Source organism: Sphingomonas bacterium, from assembly GCF_028292945.1.
In the GTDB taxonomy this organism is placed as follows: domain Bacteria; phylum Pseudomonadota; class Alphaproteobacteria; order Sphingomonadales; family Sphingomonadaceae; genus Sphingomonas.
On sequence record NZ_JAQGLJ010000060.1, the window covers coordinates 1 to 16,327 of the forward strand.

At 67.3% G+C, this 16,327-nt stretch carries 24 protein-coding genes, 1 tRNA gene, 1 other RNA gene and 1 pseudogene; 19 read left to right on the plus strand and 8 right to left on the minus strand.

Annotation, left to right across the window (positions count from 1 at the left end):
* The coding region (locus tag JWN21_RS07595; protein WP_299647872.1) for an FGGY family carbohydrate kinase at positions 1-358 on the minus strand (358 nt) is incomplete at its 3' end.
* Between the two features lie 191 nt (positions 359-549).
* On the opposite strand from JWN21_RS07595, the gene JWN21_RS07600 reads away from it, so the two are divergent.
* Both JWN21_RS07600 and JWN21_RS07605 read left to right on the plus strand, forming a co-directional pair.
* Entirely contained in the window at positions 550-1,761 is a 1,212-nt protein-coding gene (locus JWN21_RS07600; protein WP_299647934.1) for an AI-2E family transporter, read from the plus strand.
* A gap of 22 nt (positions 1,762-1,783) precedes the next feature.
* Positions 1,784-1,860, plus strand: a tRNA-Asp gene (locus JWN21_RS07605).
* 230 nt (positions 1,861-2,090) lie between these two features.
* Here the strand turns inward: JWN21_RS07605 and JWN21_RS07610 are convergent.
* On the minus strand, positions 2,091-2,300 hold the full coding sequence (locus JWN21_RS07610) for a DUF2842 domain-containing protein (RefSeq protein WP_299647875.1): 210 nt from the start codon (positions 2,298-2,300) through the stop codon (positions 2,091-2,093).
* On the minus strand, positions 2,297-2,704 hold the full coding sequence (locus JWN21_RS07615) for a 5-formyltetrahydrofolate cyclo-ligase (protein ID WP_367182923.1): 408 nt from the start codon (positions 2,702-2,704) through the stop codon (positions 2,297-2,299). Before JWN21_RS07615 ends, JWN21_RS07610 begins: the two co-directional genes overlap by 4 nt.
* Between JWN21_RS07615 and JWN21_RS13975 the strand changes: the two genes are divergently transcribed.
* Positions 2,624-2,833, plus strand: coding sequence for a hypothetical protein (locus JWN21_RS13975; protein ID WP_367182924.1), 210 nt, complete (start codon positions 2,624-2,626; stop codon positions 2,831-2,833). The genes JWN21_RS07615 and JWN21_RS13975 overlap by 81 nt on opposite strands.
* Before the next feature lie 116 nt (positions 2,834-2,949).
* Here JWN21_RS13975 and ssrS read toward each other — a convergent pair.
* The 3 genes from ssrS to JWN21_RS07630 all read right to left on the minus strand — a co-directional run bounded on the left by ssrS (position 2,950) and on the right by JWN21_RS07630 (position 3,610).
* A non-coding RNA gene (ssrS, locus tag JWN21_RS07620) (6S RNA) lies at positions 2,950-3,106 on the minus strand.
* Between the two features lie 10 nt (positions 3,107-3,116).
* Positions 3,117-3,437: a cell division protein ZapA gene (locus tag JWN21_RS07625; protein WP_299647878.1), complete on the minus strand. Its 321-nt coding sequence runs from the start codon at positions 3,435-3,437 to the stop codon at positions 3,117-3,119.
* Positions 3,437-3,610 (minus strand): hypothetical protein, encoded by a 174-nt coding sequence (locus tag JWN21_RS07630; protein WP_299647881.1) that lies wholly within the window; start codon positions 3,608-3,610, stop codon positions 3,437-3,439. Before JWN21_RS07630 ends, JWN21_RS07625 begins: the two co-directional genes overlap by 1 nt.
* Positions 3,611-3,776: 166 nt before the next feature.
* On the opposite strand from JWN21_RS07630, the gene gap reads away from it, so the two are divergent.
* The 6 genes from gap (at position 3,777) to JWN21_RS07660 (ending at position 8,036) form a co-directional block, all read left to right on the plus strand.
* Positions 3,777-4,784 carry a type I glyceraldehyde-3-phosphate dehydrogenase gene (gap, locus tag JWN21_RS07635; protein WP_299647884.1) on the plus strand — a complete coding sequence of 336 codons (1,008 nt, stop codon included), beginning with the start codon at positions 3,777-3,779 and terminating at the stop codon, positions 4,782-4,784.
* A 120-nt stretch (positions 4,785-4,904) separates the two neighbouring features.
* Positions 4,905-5,036 (plus strand): hypothetical protein, encoded by a 132-nt coding sequence (locus JWN21_RS07640; RefSeq protein WP_299647887.1) that lies wholly within the window; start codon positions 4,905-4,907, stop codon positions 5,034-5,036.
* Between the two features lie 181 nt (positions 5,037-5,217).
* Entirely contained in the window at positions 5,218-6,408 is a 1,191-nt protein-coding gene (gene pgk / locus JWN21_RS07645) for a phosphoglycerate kinase (RefSeq protein ID WP_299647890.1), read from the plus strand.
* An 82-nt stretch (positions 6,409-6,490) separates the two neighbouring features.
* Entirely contained in the window at positions 6,491-7,399 is a 909-nt protein-coding gene (locus JWN21_RS07650) for a class I fructose-bisphosphate aldolase (protein ID WP_299647893.1), read from the plus strand.
* Positions 7,396-7,782, plus strand: a complete 387-nt coding sequence (locus JWN21_RS07655) for a putative quinol monooxygenase (RefSeq protein ID WP_299647896.1) — start codon at positions 7,396-7,398, stop codon at positions 7,780-7,782. Before JWN21_RS07650 ends, JWN21_RS07655 begins: the two co-directional genes overlap by 4 nt.
* Positions 7,782-8,036, plus strand: a complete 255-nt coding sequence (locus JWN21_RS07660) for a hypothetical protein (RefSeq protein ID WP_299647899.1) — start codon at positions 7,782-7,784, stop codon at positions 8,034-8,036. The genes JWN21_RS07655 and JWN21_RS07660 overlap by 1 nt, the downstream gene beginning before the upstream one ends.
* Here JWN21_RS07660 and JWN21_RS07665 read toward each other — a convergent pair.
* The gene (locus JWN21_RS07665) at positions 8,026-8,391 is read right to left on the minus strand and encodes a hypothetical protein (protein ID WP_299647902.1); all 366 of its coding nucleotides are present in this window, start codon (positions 8,389-8,391) and stop codon (positions 8,026-8,028) included. The genes JWN21_RS07660 and JWN21_RS07665 overlap by 11 nt on opposite strands.
* A 49-nt stretch (positions 8,392-8,440) precedes the next feature.
* Positions 8,441-9,184, minus strand: a complete 744-nt coding sequence (locus JWN21_RS07670) for a DUF72 domain-containing protein (protein WP_299647904.1) — start codon at positions 9,182-9,184, stop codon at positions 8,441-8,443.
* Between the two features lies 1 nt (position 9,185).
* Here JWN21_RS07670 and thiE point away from each other — a divergent pair, with 1 nt between their 5' ends.
* The 10 genes and pseudogenes from thiE to JWN21_RS07720 form a co-directional block, all read left to right on the plus strand.
* The gene (gene thiE, locus JWN21_RS07675; protein ID WP_299647907.1) at positions 9,186-9,890 is read left to right on the plus strand and encodes a thiamine phosphate synthase; all 705 of its coding nucleotides are present in this window, start codon (positions 9,186-9,188) and stop codon (positions 9,888-9,890) included.
* Between the two features lie 54 nt (positions 9,891-9,944).
* On the plus strand, positions 9,945-10,976 hold the full coding sequence (locus JWN21_RS07680; RefSeq protein WP_299647910.1) for a L,D-transpeptidase family protein: 1,032 nt from the start codon (positions 9,945-9,947) through the stop codon (positions 10,974-10,976).
* A gap of 68 nt (positions 10,977-11,044) precedes the next feature.
* A complete protein-coding gene (locus JWN21_RS07685; protein WP_299647912.1) occupies positions 11,045-11,626 on the plus strand; it encodes a M23 family metallopeptidase in 582 nt (193 codons plus the stop codon).
* A gap of 412 nt (positions 11,627-12,038) precedes the next feature.
* On the plus strand, positions 12,039-12,602 hold the full coding sequence (gene efp, locus JWN21_RS07690) for an elongation factor P (RefSeq protein ID WP_299647915.1): 564 nt from the start codon (positions 12,039-12,041) through the stop codon (positions 12,600-12,602).
* Positions 12,603-12,750: 148 nt separating this feature from the next.
* The gene (locus JWN21_RS07695; RefSeq protein ID WP_299647918.1) at positions 12,751-13,563 is read left to right on the plus strand and encodes an inositol monophosphatase family protein; all 813 of its coding nucleotides are present in this window, start codon (positions 12,751-12,753) and stop codon (positions 13,561-13,563) included.
* Between the two features lie 95 nt (positions 13,564-13,658).
* On the plus strand, positions 13,659-14,033 hold the full coding sequence (gene ndhC, locus JWN21_RS07700) for an NADH-quinone oxidoreductase subunit A (RefSeq protein ID WP_299647921.1): 375 nt from the start codon (positions 13,659-13,661) through the stop codon (positions 14,031-14,033).
* Positions 14,003-14,587, plus strand: coding sequence for an NADH-quinone oxidoreductase subunit B family protein (locus JWN21_RS07705; RefSeq protein ID WP_299647925.1), 585 nt, complete (start codon positions 14,003-14,005; stop codon positions 14,585-14,587). Before ndhC ends, JWN21_RS07705 begins: the two co-directional genes overlap by 31 nt.
* A gap of 17 nt (positions 14,588-14,604) precedes the next feature.
* Positions 14,605-14,778 (plus strand): hypothetical protein, encoded by a 174-nt coding sequence (locus tag JWN21_RS07710; protein ID WP_299647928.1) that lies wholly within the window; start codon positions 14,605-14,607, stop codon positions 14,776-14,778.
* Positions 14,775-15,620 (plus strand): NADH-quinone oxidoreductase subunit C, encoded by an 846-nt coding sequence (locus tag JWN21_RS07715; protein ID WP_299647931.1) that lies wholly within the window; start codon positions 14,775-14,777, stop codon positions 15,618-15,620. The genes JWN21_RS07710 and JWN21_RS07715 overlap by 4 nt, the downstream gene beginning before the upstream one ends.
* Before the next feature lie 50 nt (positions 15,621-15,670).
* Positions 15,671-16,327: pseudogene (locus JWN21_RS07720) on the plus strand (NADH-quinone oxidoreductase subunit D); the annotation flags it as partial.

Below are 16,327 nucleotides of genomic sequence, written 5' to 3' on the forward strand. Positions count from 1 at the left end.
CCCGCAGGTTGCGACAGATGTCGGCGGTGCGGCGGTCCTGCCAGACGATCGCGGGCGCGAGCGGCTCGCCGGTGTCGCGGTCCCAGAACACCACCGTCTCGCGCTGGTTGGTGATGCCGATCGCGGCGATGCGATCGGCGCCGCCTGCCTGCGCCACCATCGCGGCGGTTACGCGCAGCGTCTTTCGCCAGATTTCGGCCGCGTCGTGTTCGACCAAGCCGGGGCGGGGGTAGGACTGGGTCAGGGCCGCGGCCTCGCTGGCGACGCACCTGCCATCGGGGGTGAACAGCATCGCGCGGGTGGAGGTGGTGCCCTCGTCGATGACGAGCAGGTGGGTGGATCTTGTATCGCTCGTCATGCTGCCCCTCCGTCATCCCCGCGAACGCGGGGACCCATCACCTGCGGCTGGAGATGGGTTCCCCGCTTTCGCGGGAATGACAGGGTAGGATCGCTGCTGACAAGCTCGCGGACGCAAAGACACGGGCGAGGCTGGCAACTCTGCCGCGACCCGTTACGATGCGCCGCGTGACAGAAACCGGCTCCCAAGAAATCCCGATCGTTCCTCCTGTCGAGGACGCACCTGCCGCGGCCGAGCGGCGGGACCGGTTGCTGGCGGCGCTGACGCTGATCGCGGGCGTCGGCCTGGTGTTCGGGACACCGTTCGCGCTCAAGGCGGGGTTCGAGTTCTTCATGCCGCTGACCGCCGCGCTGGTCATCGCGGTGGCGCTGGTGCCGGTGCTCGAATGGTTGGAGCGGCATCGCGTCCCTTCCGGGCTGGCGGCGCTGTTCTGCGTCATCCTGTTCCTGGCGATCGCCAACATCGCGATCGCCGCGATCGTGGTGCCGGCGACCGACTTCTTCTCGCAACTGCCCAGTCGGCTGGAGCGCATCCAAACCAATCTGGCACCCGTGCTGGACCTGTATGCCAGCCTTGAAAAGTCGGTGAACCGCCTGTTCCGACAGATCGCCTCGACGCCGCCGCGTCAGCCCGGCACCGCCGCCGTCTCGCCGCCGTCGTCGGTCTTGGAACTGGCCGCGACCTCCGCGCCGACGGTCATCGTGCAGGTGTTCTTCGCGATCCTGGTGGTGTTCTTCTTCCTGTCGGGGTGGACCAAGATCCGGCGGCGCACGATTACCGAGCGGACCAGCTTCGACGGGGCGATGGCGACCGCGCGCGTGATTCAGGACGTGGTCGACGACGTGTCCGCTTACCTGGGCACGATCACGATCATCAATCTGGCGCTTGGCGGGGCGGTCGCGGTTGCCCTGTGGATGATCGGCATGCCGTCGCCGTTGATGTGGGGCGGGATCGTCGCGCTGCTGAACTATGTGCCGTATTTCGGTGCGGTGATCGCCGCGCTGCTGCTTGCGATCGGCGGTTTGATGACATTCGACGACGTGTGGGTGGCGATGATCGCGCCTGCCGTCATGTACGGCATCCACCTGATCGAAGCGAACGTGATTACGCCGTATGTCGTCGGTCACCGGCTGACGATCAGCCCGTTGATGATCCTGGTCTCGCTGAGCTTCTGGGGCTGGGTATGGGGCACGGCGGGCGCGTTGCTGGCGGTGCCGCTGCTGATCATCATGCAGACGGTGCTGGGCGCAGCCGGCAAGCCCGACATCGCCGGGTTCCTGTTCGAACACGGCGCGCTGGTACAGGGAAAACGCGGGCGACGGCGGTGGCGCGTCGGGCGCGAGAGCGATGACGGCGAGGCGGGAGCCGATAGCGCGGTTGACACTGGGGAGGCCGCTGCCTAACAGCCGCGCCTCACGCTTCTCAGCGGGTGTAGCTCAGTTGGTTAGAGCGCCGGCCTGTCACGCCGGAGGTCGCGGGTTCGAGCCCCGTCACTCGCGCCAAAGCGCAGGCTGGACGCGAGTAGCGCAGCTGATCGCGACACAGCCAAGTTCGGCCGGCGGGAAGCGAAGCGCTCCCGTTCGATGTCACGGCGCGGCTTTGCCGCGACGCACTGCCTGCAGCGGCCTTCGGAACCCCGCACGCCCTCAGACGCGGCAAGCCGCGCCTTATGGCGCGCTCTGCCACGCTGGCCGGCCTTGGCGGCGTGCGAACCAGCTTGCGCTGTCCCGTCTCACCGCCAGCGCCCCAGTTCCATCCACCTGAGCAGCGGCTTCAGTGGCGCGATCCACACGGTCCCTGCAACGAGGTAGAACAGCAACTGAAAGGGCCATGCCCACTCGCCGACCGTGCGCGACAGGCTGGCGACAAGCACGCACCAAACGACGATCAGCACCATGATGGCGAGCGCGCCCGCGGGTTTGCGCCAGCTCGGGTCGGTCATGGCACGATCCACTCCTTTTCCGTCGCGATCGCGTGCAGCGGTACGTCCCACGGGTCCGGCGTCAACGCGTCGACCTCCTGAACGGACCAGGCGATGCCGACACGCCAGGCCTGCGGGTGCTGCGCGAACGCGCGGTCGTAATGCCCGGCACCCTGGCCGAGGCGATTGCCGCTTCGGTCGAAGCCGACGAGCGGGGTGAGGATGATGTCGGGGGCGAGTTCGGGCGCGTCTGCGGGGGTCTGCGACAGGCCGAAGGGGCCGGGGTCGAGGGTCACGCCGCTGGCCCAGGCAAGGAAGCGGAGCGGGGTGGCGCGGTCCAGGACGTGGGGGAGCACCAAGCGGCAGCCGGCTTGTCGCGCGGCACGCGTGAGCGGCGCTGGGTCCGCCTCGCCGCCGACTGGAATGTAGCTCGCGACGGCAAGGCCGGGGCGAAGGCGGGCGAGGTAGGGGGGGTGGAGGGGGATTGGGCCGCCGGTCGCACCATCGCGGCACGCACGAAGGCGGGCGCGGAGAGCTCGCTTATCCATCAGTGAGAAAGGGCGTCGCGGCGAAGCCGCGCCGTGACGTCGAATGGGAGAGCTGCGCTTCCCGCCGGCCGCGCTTGCACGTCTCGTAAACAGCGCCGCTGTCTACGTGCGCGCTGCGCGGCGGCGGATCCACCATGGGCCGTTGGCCGGGTTATCCACTGACGCACGTTAACGTCAGGTGGGGACCATGTGCTTCGGACCAGGGTCCGGGCAGGGACAGCCCCCGATGGATGATGAATAGCCTCAGGGATAATAAAGGCTCGTACCGGGCAGACCCGCCGTCACCTATCTAAGCGCTCGTGGACGATTGCTCAAGGGCGTCGGCGAGGCTTTCGAGACGGTCGGCGATGCGCGCCAACATGCCTTCACTCATCCCGGGTTCCGGCGCCGATCCTTCGGACGGCCTGTTCTGCGATTCGTCCAGTGCGTCGGCGAGCATCAGCGCCACGAAGAACATCGCGCGTTCGGTGTTGACCCCGCCCGCCGCGCGCAGCGCCGCCGGCCAGCGTTCGTCGAGCAGGCGACCGAGATCGGCGACGCGCGCCTGCTCACCGTCGCGGCAGGCGACGGTATGGGTGCGATCGCCGATGGAAAGCTGTACCTGAGCCATCAGCCGGCACTCCCGCGCGCAATCACGTCGTCGAGCGCCGCCACCGCCTCCGCCATGCGCGCCTGCAACGCGGCATGGCGCCGGGCAAGTGCGTCGCTGGCCTGCGCACGCGCGGCGACCGCAGCCTGGATGCGGGCAAGGGCGGCGTCGATGCGTGCAGCGGCGTCTGACATGGGGGCTGATTAGGATCGGCGGGGCGGGTGCGCAAGGTTGACAGCGCGCAATGCGCTCGCAAAGGCAGCGCGCATTCCTTCGATCGGGCGCCGGCTCCGCTGCCGGCATTCCTGCCTCAATGGCGGTTGCCCGGCTACATCAGCGGTTTACGGGAGCAGGTTCGAAATGACGGTCAAGGTTGCGATCAACGGCTTTGGGCGGATCGGCCGCCTCGTCGCGAGGGCGATGCTGGAAAATGCTGGCGGCGATCTGGAGCTGGTCGCGATCAACGACCTGGCCGACGCGAAATCGAACGCATGGCTGTTCAGTCGCGACAGCGTGCACGGGCGCTATCCCGGCAAGGTCGAGGCAGACGGGCAGGACCTGGTCGTCGATGGCAAGCGCATTCGCGTCACCGCCGAGCGCGACCCGGCGAACCTGCCGCACAAGGAACTGGGCATCGACCTGGTGATGGAGTGCACCGGCTTCTTCACCGACCGCGAGAGTGCGGGCAAGCACATCGCGGCGGGTGCGTCGCGCGTGCTGATCTCCGCACCTGCCAAGGGCGTCGACCTGACGGTGGTCTATGGCGTCAACCACGACAAGCTGACCGCCGAACACCGCATCGTATCGAACGCGAGCTGCACCACGAATTGCCTGGCGCCGGTCGCCAAGGTGCTGAACGATTCGATCGGGATCGAGCGCGGGCTGATGACGACGGTCCACGCCTATACCAACGACCAGAAGATCCTGGATCAGATCCACCCCGACCTGCGCCGTGCACGCGCCGCGGCGATGAGCATGATCCCGACCACCACGGGCGCGGCGCGCGCCGTTGGCGAGGTGCTGCCGGAGCTGAAGGGCAAGCTGGACGGCTCCGCGATCCGCGTGCCGGTGCCCGACGTCAGCCTGATCGACCTGACCTTCACGCCCAAGCGCGACACCACGCGTGAAGAGGTCAACGCGCTGCTGAAGGCGGCCGCCGACGGACCGATGAAGGGCGTGCTGGACTGGACCGACGAGCCGCTGGTGTCGATCGACCTGATGCACACCGCCGCGTCGTCGACGGTCGACAGCCTGGAGACGGCGGTGCTGGACGGCAAGCTGGTGCGCGTCGTCAGCTGGTACGACAATGAATGGGGCTTCTCGAACCGCATGGTCGATACCGCCACCGCGATGGCCAAGCTGATCTGAGTTTCGCCAAGGCGATGCTGCGGCGCGGCAAGGCGCTGTCGCGGGCGAGTCGCGGCTAAAGCATTGGGCGATCGAGCCGGGGGGCTCGGTCGTTGCGGCGAATGACCACTGACCGATCAGATGCTCGCGCGTCCTCATGAGTTCGATGTCGTGCAGCTGGGCGTGATTGCCGGGCTGGCGCGGCGGGATGTGTTCGCGTGTGGTGAGGGCGGCACTGTAGTGGTGGGTGACCTGATCCGGGTCGAGACTTAGCCCCCTCCGGCAGGCGGGAGAGCGACAGCCGCGGAGCGCCGCAGGGTGAGGGTCGGACGGGCGAACAGTAGAAGCGTCCCTTGAACCCGCGTCGCGCCCTCACCCTGGCGCTGCGCGCCGGTCCCTCTCCCGCGAGAGCGGGAGAGGGCTTAGGAGGCTCTCACGAATCAGAGGACACGACATGGCGCGCGCATTCAAGACACTCGACGACATCGGCGACGTGACCGGCAAGCGCGTGCTGGTGCGCGAGGACCTGAACGTGCCGATGTCGGACGGGCAGGTGACGGACGACACGCGGCTGCGCGCGACGTTGCCGACGGTGACGGAACTCGCCGACCGCGGCGCGATCGTGCTGATCCTGGCGCATTTCGGGCGGCCCAAGGGCATGCGCGATCCCAAGCTGTCGCTCGCCCTGCTGCGGCTTCCCTATAGCGAGCTGCTGGGCCGGCCGGTGCAGTTCGTCGACTGGGATGCGGCTGACGATGCGGTGGCGATGCTGCAGCCGGGCGACATCGCGCTGGTGGAAAACACGCGGTTCTTCGCAGGTGAAGAGGTCAACGATCCGGACACGGTGGCGAGGATGGCGCGACTGGGTGATCTGTACGTCAACGATGCATTCTCAGCCGCGCACCGGGCGCACGCCTCCACGGAGGGACTCGCGCATGTGCTGCCCGCGTTCGCGGGGCGGCAGATGGAGGCGGAGCTGGACGCGCTCGACAAGGCGCTGGGCGACCCTGAGCACCCGGTGGCGGCGGTGGTCGGCGGAGCCAAGGTGTCGACCAAGCTCGACGTGCTCCAGCATCTGGTCGCGCGCGTCGATCACCTGATCATCGGCGGCGGCATGGCAAACACCTTCCTCGCCGCGCGCGGGGTGAACGTCGGCAAATCGCTATGCGAGCATGACCTGGCCGGCACTGCCGAGGCGATCCTGGCGGCGGCGGAGCGGGCCGGGTGCACGGTGCATTTGCCCTATGACGTGGTGGTCGCGACCGAGTTCCGCGCGAACCCGCCGACGCGGACGATCAATGTTCACGAGGTGGCGGCGGACGAGATGATCCTGGACGTTGGCCCGGCAGCCACGGAGGCGCTGGGCGACGTGCTGAAGAACTGCCGGACGCTGGTGTGGAACGGCCCGCTGGGCGCGTTCGAGACACCACCGTTCGATGCGGCGACGGTGGCGCTGGCGCAGACGGCGGCGGCGTTGACGCAGGACGGGTCGCTGGTGTCGGTCGCGGGTGGCGGTGATACCGTGGCGGCGCTGAACCAGGCGGGGGTGGCTGACCGATTTACGTTCGTGAGTACCGCTGGCGGAGCATTTCTGGAGTGGATGGAGGGGCGGGAGCTGCCTGGCGTGGCGGCTCTTGGACGCTGACCCACGGGCAGGTCGCCCCGTTGCCCGTGGCGGTCGCCCCGGCTAACAGCGCCGGCAACCGCAACCCGAAGAAGGATCCCGCATGACCCCGCAGGTCAAGGCTATTCTCGACAAGTATGAAGCGACCTCGCCGGCGGTGAAGGCCAATCTGGCGCGTATCCTGATGCACGGCCGGCTGGGCGGAACCGGCAAGCTGATCATCCTGCCGGTCGATCAGGGCTTCGAACATGGCCCCGCGCGCTCGTTCGCGGTCAATCCGCCGGCCTACGATCCCCACTACCATTACCAGATGGCTGTGGATGCGGGGCTGAGTGCGTTTGCGGCACCGTTGGGGATGCTGGAGGCCGGTGCCGACACGTTTGCGGGGCAGATCCCGACGATCCTGAAGGTCAACAGCTCGAACAGCTGGGCGACGTCGATCACCTCGGCGCGCACAGCGAGCGTCGAGGATGCGCTGCGGCTGGGTTGTGCCGCGATCGGCTTCACCATCTATCCGGGCTCCGACGCGGTGTTCGACGCGATGGAGATCATCGCCGACATGGCGGCGGAAGCCAAGTCGGTCGGCTTGGCGACGGTGATCTGGAGCTATCCGCGCGGCGGCACGCTGACAAAGGACGGCGAGCTGGCGTTGGACGTCGGCGCGTATGCCGCGCACATGGCGGCGCTGCTGGGCGCCCACATCATCAAGGTGAAGCTGCCGTCGAACCACATCGAGCAGGGCGACGCCAAGAAGTGCTATGAGGGGACCGACTGGTCCAAGCAGGCCGATCGCGTGCGCCATGTCGTCCAGTCGAGCTTCGCCGGCCGGCGGATCGTGGTGTTCTCCGGCGGTGCCGCCAAGGGCGCGGACGCAGTGTACCAGGACGCGCGCGACATCCGCGACGGCGGCGGCAACGGCTCGATCATCGGCCGCAACACGTTTCAGCGCGAGCGCGGCGAGGCGCTGGCGATGCTCGACCGGCTGGTGAAGATCTACAAGAACGAGGAGTGATCGATCGCCGCTCTCTGGTCGCGGGCGCCACGCTCGCGGCGCTGCTCGGCGGGACGGCGTCGGCGACCCTGCCGGCGGGCAAGGTCGCGTTCGGCATGGTGGGCAAGATCAAGGCCCGGCCGGGTCAGCGGGCGGCGCTGGCGGCGTTGATGCTGGCCGGCACCGGCGGGATGCCGGGGTGCCTGAGCTATGTCGTCGCGGAGGATCGCGGCGAGGCGGACACGCTGTGGATCTTCGAGAGCTGGATCGACAAGGCCGCGCATGCCGCCTCGCTGCGGCTGCCGGCGGTGCGAGCGCTGATCACCAAGGCACGGCCGTTGATCGTCGGGTTCGAGGCGGGGGCCGAGCTGAACGTGCTCGGCGGCGTCGCGCCGCGGCGCTGATGGTCGAGCGAACGGAGGCTGTCGATCCGCGCTGGGTGGCGGTGGACGACTATATTGCCCAGCGGCGCCGGCGCGGCGCTGAGCGGCGCCCTGAGGGCGGGGTGCTCGATGCGGACAGCGACGACGAGCGCATCCAGGGCACGCGTGCGCTGTTCGATGCGATTGCCGCCGAGCCGCGACTGACTGCGACGGCGGTGCAGACGGCGGGCGCGAAAAAGTTGGACGGATTTCTACTGGCCGTCGTCACCGGGTGAGCGGAACCGCGGCGGGCGAGAAGTGGAAGCGGTAGTCCATTACCGGTGCGTCCGCTCCGGCCACCTTGTCCGGCGTGACGCTGTCGAGCACGAGGCCCGGCGACGCCGGCTCGCCCAGCACCAGATTGCGCTCCAGCCGCTCCCCGTCGCCATCGATGGTGACACGGACGACGGCGCGCCCGGCCCATACGCACCGCGCGTTCATGGGACAGCGGCTGTCCTCCTCTACCGCTAGCGGCGTGACCAAGAAGCGGCCGACGCGCTGCGGCTGGTCGAGCGCGACCGGTCCGCTTGCAGGCGGCACCGTGGCGCAGGAGGCGAGGAGGGCGAGTGGGAGCAGATGGGCGATGCGCATGCGAAGCGCTTAGGCGCTCGGGTCTGTGCGAAAAATGAACCGGATCGGGTCAGCGGTCGAGTTGGCGTACCATCGCCTTCAGGGTTTGTGCGTCGTGGATGGCGTCTGCATTGATGTCGTTGTTGAAATAAGCCCACACCTCGCGACCTTCGCGTGCCTGATCCAGTATCCAATCCGCCCAGCCGAGCAGCGCCTCGTCCGGATAGCGCCCCCAATATTTGCCGCCCGCGCCGTGGAAGCGGACATAGGCGATGGGCCCGGTGGCCCAGCGCGGGGTGGCCAGGCCGGGCATGTCGTGTGCGCAGTAACCCGCTCCATGCGCGGCGAGCAGATCGAGGACGGCCGGGTCGTGCCAGCTCGCCTCGCGGAACTCGAACACCGGGGTGATGTCTGCGGGGAGCAGCTGGAGGAAACTCTCGAGCCGCTCGCGGTTGAGCCGGAAGCGCGGTGGAAGCTGGAACAGCACGGGTCCCAGCGCGTCGCCCATGTCCCGCATCGGCTCCAGCATGCGCCGCAGCGGCTCCTCGCAATCCAGCAGCTTCCTGGCCTGGGTGATGAACCGGTTGGCCTTGACGGCATAACGGAAGCCGGGCGGGGCCTGGTCGCGCCACGCCGCGAACGCCTTTGCCGTAGGCAGCCGATAGAAGCTGTTGTTGATCTCCACCGTGTCGAACTCGGCTGCGTAGTGTGCGAACCAGCGGTTGACCGGCAGCTTGTGGGGATAGAAGGCCTCGCGCCAGTGACGATAGACCCAGCCGGAGCAGCCGATACGGATGGCGGAGATTGGTGACATGATGAGTGAAGCGCAGCCTCTCGACGACGATATGGGGTTGAACGCGCTGGAAGGCTTCGCGGAACGATTCGTGCGCGATCGACGGCGGCCGCCGTGCCAGCTGTACCTGATCTCGCCGTTGGCGGTGGACGGCGACTTTCCCGACCGGCTGGCGCGGGCGCTGGATGCTGGCCCTGCCGCGGCGTTCCAGTTCCGGGTCAAGGATGTGGATCAGCACGAGGCCGCTCGGCTGGCCGAGCCGTTGCAGCGGCTGTGTTCGGACCGCGATGTCGCGTTCATCGTCAATGACTCGGTCGCGCTCGCGAAGCGGCTCGGCGCGGACGGCGTGCATCTGGGGCAGGACGACGGTGATCCTCGCGAGGCGCGCGCGGCGCTGGGTCCGGGCGCGCAGATCGGCGTGACGTGTCACGACAGCCGCCATCTGGCGATGGAGGCGGGCGAGGCGGGCGCGGACTATGTCGCATTCGGCAGCTTCTTCGAAACCTTGACTAAGGCGGTGCGGCATCGCGCCGAGCCGGTGGTGCTGAGTTGGTGGGCGACGATGTTCGAGATCCCAAGCGTGGCGATCGGCGGGATCACGCCGGCGAACGCACGCCCGCTGGTGAAAGCAGGCGCGGATTTCCTGGCAGTGAGCGCGGGCGTCTGGTCGCACAGCGACGGCGAGGCAGCGGCGGTGCGCGAATTTGCCGACCTGTTGCAGGGATAGAAGTCGCGCGCCGGCCGTTTGCGTCGGCAGCGTAACAGTATGCGAGGATGTGACATGGGCAAGGTGTTGTTGGCCAATCTGGCGCTTGGCGTGGCCATGGCCGGCGCGGTTGCGGTGACCGCCCAGCCGGCCAAGAAGGCGACGCCGGTGGCGGCAAAGGCCGAGGCGGCGCTGGATCGCAACATCCTCCATGTACAGGTGGTGCTCGACAAGCTGGGCTTCGGACCCGGCATCCTCGACGGCCGTCCCGGCATGTCGCTGACGGCGGCGCTGAAAGGCTTTCAGGAGAGTCGCGGCCTGCCAGAGACGGGCAAGATCGACCCGCGGACCCTGAGCGCGCTCAAGCGATATGCCGCGTGGCGTCCGACCAAGCGGCTGACGCTGAGTGCGGCGGCGCTGCAGGGGCCGTTCATCAATCCCATTCCCAAGGATGAGGCGGAAAAGGCGAAACTGCCGGGCCTGTATTACCGCTCTCCGCTGGAGAAGCTGGCGGAGATGTTCCACACCACGCCGGCGGTGCTGATCGAGCTGAACTCGCCGCAGACGCGGCTGGCTCCCGGCCAGGCGATCGTCGTGCCCAACGCGCTGCCGACGAGCCGCGACTATCAGGGCGATATCAAGCCGGCGTGGCGGCAGACTCTGTCCAACCTGAACGTCGACGCAAATCAGCCGCGCGGCGCGAAGATCGTCGTGGACAAGTCGGACGCCGTGCTCCGCGTGCTCGATGCGGAGGACCGGCTGGTCGGGCAGTTCCAGGCGACGATGGGATCGTCGACCGATCCCCTGCCGCTGGGGACGTGGAAGATCCTGCACATCTCGCCGCTTCCGGACTGGAAATTCAATCCGCTGATCCTGAAGAAGGTGGACGACAGCAAGGCGGCGCAGGTGATTCCGGCAGGGCCCAACAACCCCGTGGGCGTGGTCTGGATCGATCTGTCCAAGGAGCACTACGGCATCCATGGCACCGCCGAACCCCACCAGATCGGCCGCGCGCAGTCCAATGGCTGCGTGCGTCTGACCAACTGGGACGCCGCGCGCGTTTCGTTGATGATCAAGGCCGGCGCGCCGGTGATCTTCCAGGCCTGACCCCGACTGCTTGACTTTGCGCCGGGAGCGCGGATGTTGCCTTAGGTTATGGCTGGTGGCGTTCGCTGATGACCCGTGTTGGCTGGGTGGTGCTGGGAGCGATCCTGCTGGTCACGGGCGTGTTCGCCTCGCTGCTCAGCTTCGGCGGCTCTAGCGCACCGATCCCGTTGCTCAGGCCGGTGCCCAAAGCGTCGGCACCGGCTTGGCAAGGCGGCGAGCAGCCGGTGTTGCAGGTGCCGGTGTCCGGCGTCTCGCGCGCGCAGATCGTCGACAGCTGGGGCGACCAGCGGTCCGGCGGGCGCGGGCACAAGGGCAACGACATCATGGCACCGGGCGGTACCCCCGTGCTCGCGGCCGCGCCGGGCACGGTGGAAAAGCTGTTCCAGAGCCGGCTTGGCGGAACGGCGCTGTACCAGCGCTCGCCTGACCGGCGCTGGATGTTCTACTACGCGCACCTGATGGCCTATGCGCCCGGCCTGCGCGAGGGGCAGCGGGTGCAGACGGGGGACCTGCTGGGGTTCGTGGGCGACACGGGCGCGGGGAGCGGTGGAAACCACCACCTCCATTTCAGCACGACGCGGCTCCGGCCGGAGCAGAAATGGTATGAGGGCGAGGATGTGAACCCGTTCCCGATGCTGCGGGGGCGGTGACATCGGCTTCGCCGACTGCTGCCACTCATGACATGAACAGGCTGATCCGCCTCCAGATCGAGCCGCCGCCGGAAGGTGAGTTCCCTGCACATCGGAGGACGTGCAGGGCCTCGTTGTCGAAGCGCCGACGATGCAGGAGCTGCTCGCACTAATTCCGGAAATTGTTTCCATGCTCGAAGAGCCGCGGCGTGAGCACAGAGGGGAGCCGCAGACGACAGGCGAACCGTTGCCCAGGAGCTTTGAGCTGCCGTTCGTTCTTGCTGCTTGATGGGGCGATCGGACGGGTTCTCCTATCGCGACGTAGCCCGGCGCCTGCAGCGGTTCGGCTGCCTTCTTGGCAGATTGAGCGGCGGCCGCTAGACGCTCGGACATCGGAGCCGCGGCTCCCGCGCTCTTTTCAGCAGGCATCCCCATGAAGATCAGCGGCGTGGACATTCGTCCCGGCAACATCATCGAGTACGAAGGCGGCATCTGGCGCGCCGTGAAGATCCAGCACACCCAACCCGGCAAGGGTGGCGCGTACATGCAGGTCGAGCTGAAGAACCTGATCGATGGTCGCAAGAACAACGTCCGCTTCCGCTCCGCCGAGAGCGTCGAGCGGGTGCGGCTGGATACCAAGGATTTCCAGTTCCTGTTCAAGGACGGCGAGCAGCTGACCTTCATGGACAAGGACAATTACGAGCAGATCACGCTCGACGCGGGCATTCTGGGGGACGCGGCGGCGTTCCTGCAGGACGGCATGGACGTGGTGCTGGAGCTGTATGACGAGCGGCCGATCTCGGTCGAGCTGCCGAGCACGATCGAGGCGATGATCGTCGAAGCCGACGCGGTGGTGAAGGGGCAGACGGCCTCGTCGTCGTACAAGCCGGCGATCCTGGAGAACGGCGTCCGCGTGATGGTGCCGCCGCATATCGGCGCGGGCACTAGGATCGTGGTGGATGTGTACGAGCAAACGTACGTACGTAGAGCCGACTGATCTTCTTGCCCTCTCCCGCAGCCGGGAGAGGGTGTCCGAGCGCAGCGAGGTCGGGTGAGGGCCTGGCTGACGCCATTCAGGCCCTCACCCTGGCGGCTTAGCCGCCTGTCCCTCTCCCGCTTGCGGGAGAGGGTAAAAGGAACACGAAATGCCCTCCCATTCCGGTCTTCTCACCATCATGGAGCGTGCCGCGCGCAAGGCCGCCCCGCGGTTGCGCCGCGACTTCAACGAGGTCCAGCAGCTGCAGGTCAGCCGCAAGGGGCCGGCCGACTTCGTGACCATGGCCGACCAGCGCGCCGAGCAGACGATCTTCGAGGAGCTGTCGCACGGCCGGCCCGACTGGGGCATGCTGATGGAGGAGCGCGGCGAGATCGCGGGCGATCCGAACAAGCCGCGCTTCATCGTCGATCCGCTGGATGGCACCAGCAACTTCCTGCACGGTATCCCGCACTTCGCGATCTCGATTGCCGTCGAGGAGCTGTTGCCCAACGGCAAGCGCGAGATCACCGCCGCGCTGATCTACCAACCGCTCACCGACGAGAGCTTCTGGGCGGAGCGGGGCCGCGGTGCATGGCTGACCGACCAGCGGCTGCGGGTTTCCTCGCGGCGCGAGATGTCGGAAGCGCTGATTGCGACGGGCATTCCGTTCATGGGGCATGGCGACTTCGTGCAGTGGAGTCGCATCTTCGGGAACGTTGCGCCGCAGGTGGCCGGGATCCGGCGGCTGGGATCGGCGGCGCTGGACCTCGCCTGGGTCGCGGCGGGGCGGTATGACGGTTACTGGGAAAGCAACCTGAAGCCGTGGGACGTCGCGGCGGGGCTGCTGCTGGTCAAGGAAGCGGGTGGCTATGTCACCGACTTCCGCGGCGGCGACCGGCCGATGGAGCGCAACGAGTATCTGGCGGCGAATGACGGGTTGCATTCCAAGCTGCACAAGCTGGTCGCCGGGGCGCTGCGCTGAGGTGACGAAGGTTGCGATCCCGGGTTGTTAGCCTTGCCCGTAGCGACCCACGCGCCTAAGGCGTCCGCACCTCCTTCGCACCTGCGAGAAGCTTTTTGGTCGACCTGTCGCATTACCTGCCGATCCTGCTGTTCCTCGGTGTCGCGATCGTGCTGTCGAGCGCGTTCGTGTTCCTGCCCATGCTGGTCGCGCGCGCCACGGGCGCGCACAAGCCGACGCCCGAGAAGCTGGCCGAATATGAGTGCGGATTTCCGGCGTTCGAGGATCCGCGCAGTCAGTTCGACGTGCGCTTTTATCTGGTCGCGATCCTGTTCATCATCTTCGATCTTGAGGCGGCCTTCCTCTATCCGTGGGCGGTAAGCGTGTTCACGCTCGGCTGGACCGCGTGGATCGCGATGATGATCTTCATCGCCGAGCTGGCGCTGGGCCTGGTCTATGCATGGAAGAAGGGAGCGCTGGAGTGGGAGTAGAGGCGCACTCCGGCCCCGTGGGTCTGGTGAACCGGCCCGAGGGCGAGGTTATCCTGCCCGATCAGGGTTATTTCGACAGCCTCAACGGCGAGCTGACCGACAAGGGCTTCCTCGTCACCTCTACAGAGGACTTGTTCCAGTGGGCGCGTACGGGCAGCCTGTGGTGGATGACGTTCGGGCTGGCGTGCTGCGCGGTGGAGATGATCCACGTGAACATGCCCCGGTACGACCTGGAGCGGTTCGGTGCCGCGCCGCGTGCTTCGCCAAGGCAGTCGGACGTGATGATCGTCGCGGGCACGCTGTGCAACAAGATGGCTCCGGCGCTGCGCCGTGTCTACGACCAGATGAGCGAGCCGAAATATGTGATCTCGATGGGGTCGTGCGCGAACGGCGGCGGCTATTACCATTACAGCTATTCGGTCGTGCGCGGCTGCGACCGGGTGGTGCCGGTCGACATCTATGTCCCCGGCTGCCCGCCGACGGCGGAGGCGCTGCTGTACGGGATAATGCAGCTGCAGCGGAAGATCCGGCGGAGCGGGAGCATCGAGCGATGATCCGGCAGCAGCGTTTGATGATCCTGTCACTGGTCGTGCTCGCGATCACCGTGCCTAGCGCGATGCGCGGCTGGTCATTGGTTGCTGGCGCGGCTGAGCCGTGGCTGCAATTGCTCGCGGTGCTGGTCGGCGGGGCGATGCTGACTGGCGGGGTGGTTTGCGCCATCCACCGCCGCGCGACCGCGCGATGAGAGCGCCCGCGCCTGCATACGCCGCCGATCTCAATGGCGAGACGATCGAGGCGGCGCGCGCCGCGCTTGGGTCGGCACTGATCGAGGCGCGCGAGCGGGTCGGCGAGGTGCAGCTGTTCGTCGCTCGCGACAGCATCGTCGAGACGCTGCGCGCGCTGCGCGATACGCCGGGATTGGCCTATCAGCAGCTGATGGAGATCGCCGGGGTCGATTATCCCGAGCGGCCCGAGCGGTTCGAGTGCGTCTATTGCCTGCTGTCGCTGACGCGCAATCATCGCGTGCAGGTGCATGTCTCGACCGACGAGGAGCATGCCGTGCCATCGGTCACCGGGCTGTGGCCGGTTGCGGGCTGGCTGGAGCGCGAGGTGTACGACATGTACGGCGTGCTGTTCGAGGGCAACGCCGACCTGCGCCGCATCTTGACCGACTACGGCTTTCGCGGCCACCCGCTGCGCAAGGATTTCCCGATGACGGGGTACACCGAGGTTCGCTACTCCGAGGAGGAGAAGCGGGTGGTGTACGAGCCGGTCAAGCTGGCGCAGGATTTCCGTACCTTCGACTTCCTGTCGCCCTGGGAAGGGGCGGAATACACGCTGCCGGGTGACGAGAAGGCGGAGGGCGCGCCTGGCGTGCCGCAGGCGAAGGGTGCCTACACACCGCTCAGCGCCGACCAGATCGTCAAGGCGGATGCGGCCAAGTCGCCCGCGACCGCCCCTGCCGGCACGGATGGACGTTACGCCGCGGGCCGCACGCCGGCCGGCAATGATGCCACGCCGGGCAACCTGCCGAGCGAGAAGCCGCTCGAGTCCGATGTGCCACCGGGCAAGGGGCAGAACCAGTGAGCGACACGATTACTGCGCCCGCCGAGCTTCCGACGCCCGCGACGACGACGATGGACCCCTATCTCAGCGAGTTGCTCGGCGAACGCACGCCGGCGAACCCGGCGACGGGCGACGTCGCGATCCAGAACTACACGATCAATTTCGGCCCGCAGCATCCCGCCGCACATGGCGTGTTGCGGCTGGTGATGGAGCTGGACGGCGAGCTGGTCGAGCGGATCGATCCGCATGTCGGGCTGCTCCATCGCGGCACCGAGAAGCTGATCGAGTACAAGACCTATCTGCAGTCGATCCCGTATTTCGACCGGCTGGATTACTGTTCGCCGATGTGCATGGAGCACACCTATGTGCTCGCGATCGAGAAGCTGCTCGATCTGGAGGTGCCGATCCGCGCGCAGTATCTGCGCGTGTTCTTCGCCGAGCTGACGCGGATCATGAACCATCTGCTCAATCTGGGCAGTCATGTCATGGACGTGGGCGCGATGACGCCGAACCTGTGGCTGTTCGAAATCCGCGAGGACTGCCTCAATTTCTTCGAGCGTGCTTCGGGCGCGCGGATGCACTCGGCCTGGTACCGGCCGGGCGGGGTCCACCAGGACGTGCCGGAGAAGCTGCTGGTCGACATCGGCAACTGGATCGACGAGCGGCTCCACCCGTTATTCAACGACGCCATGAGCCTGGTGGTCGACAACCGCATCTTCAAGCAGCGC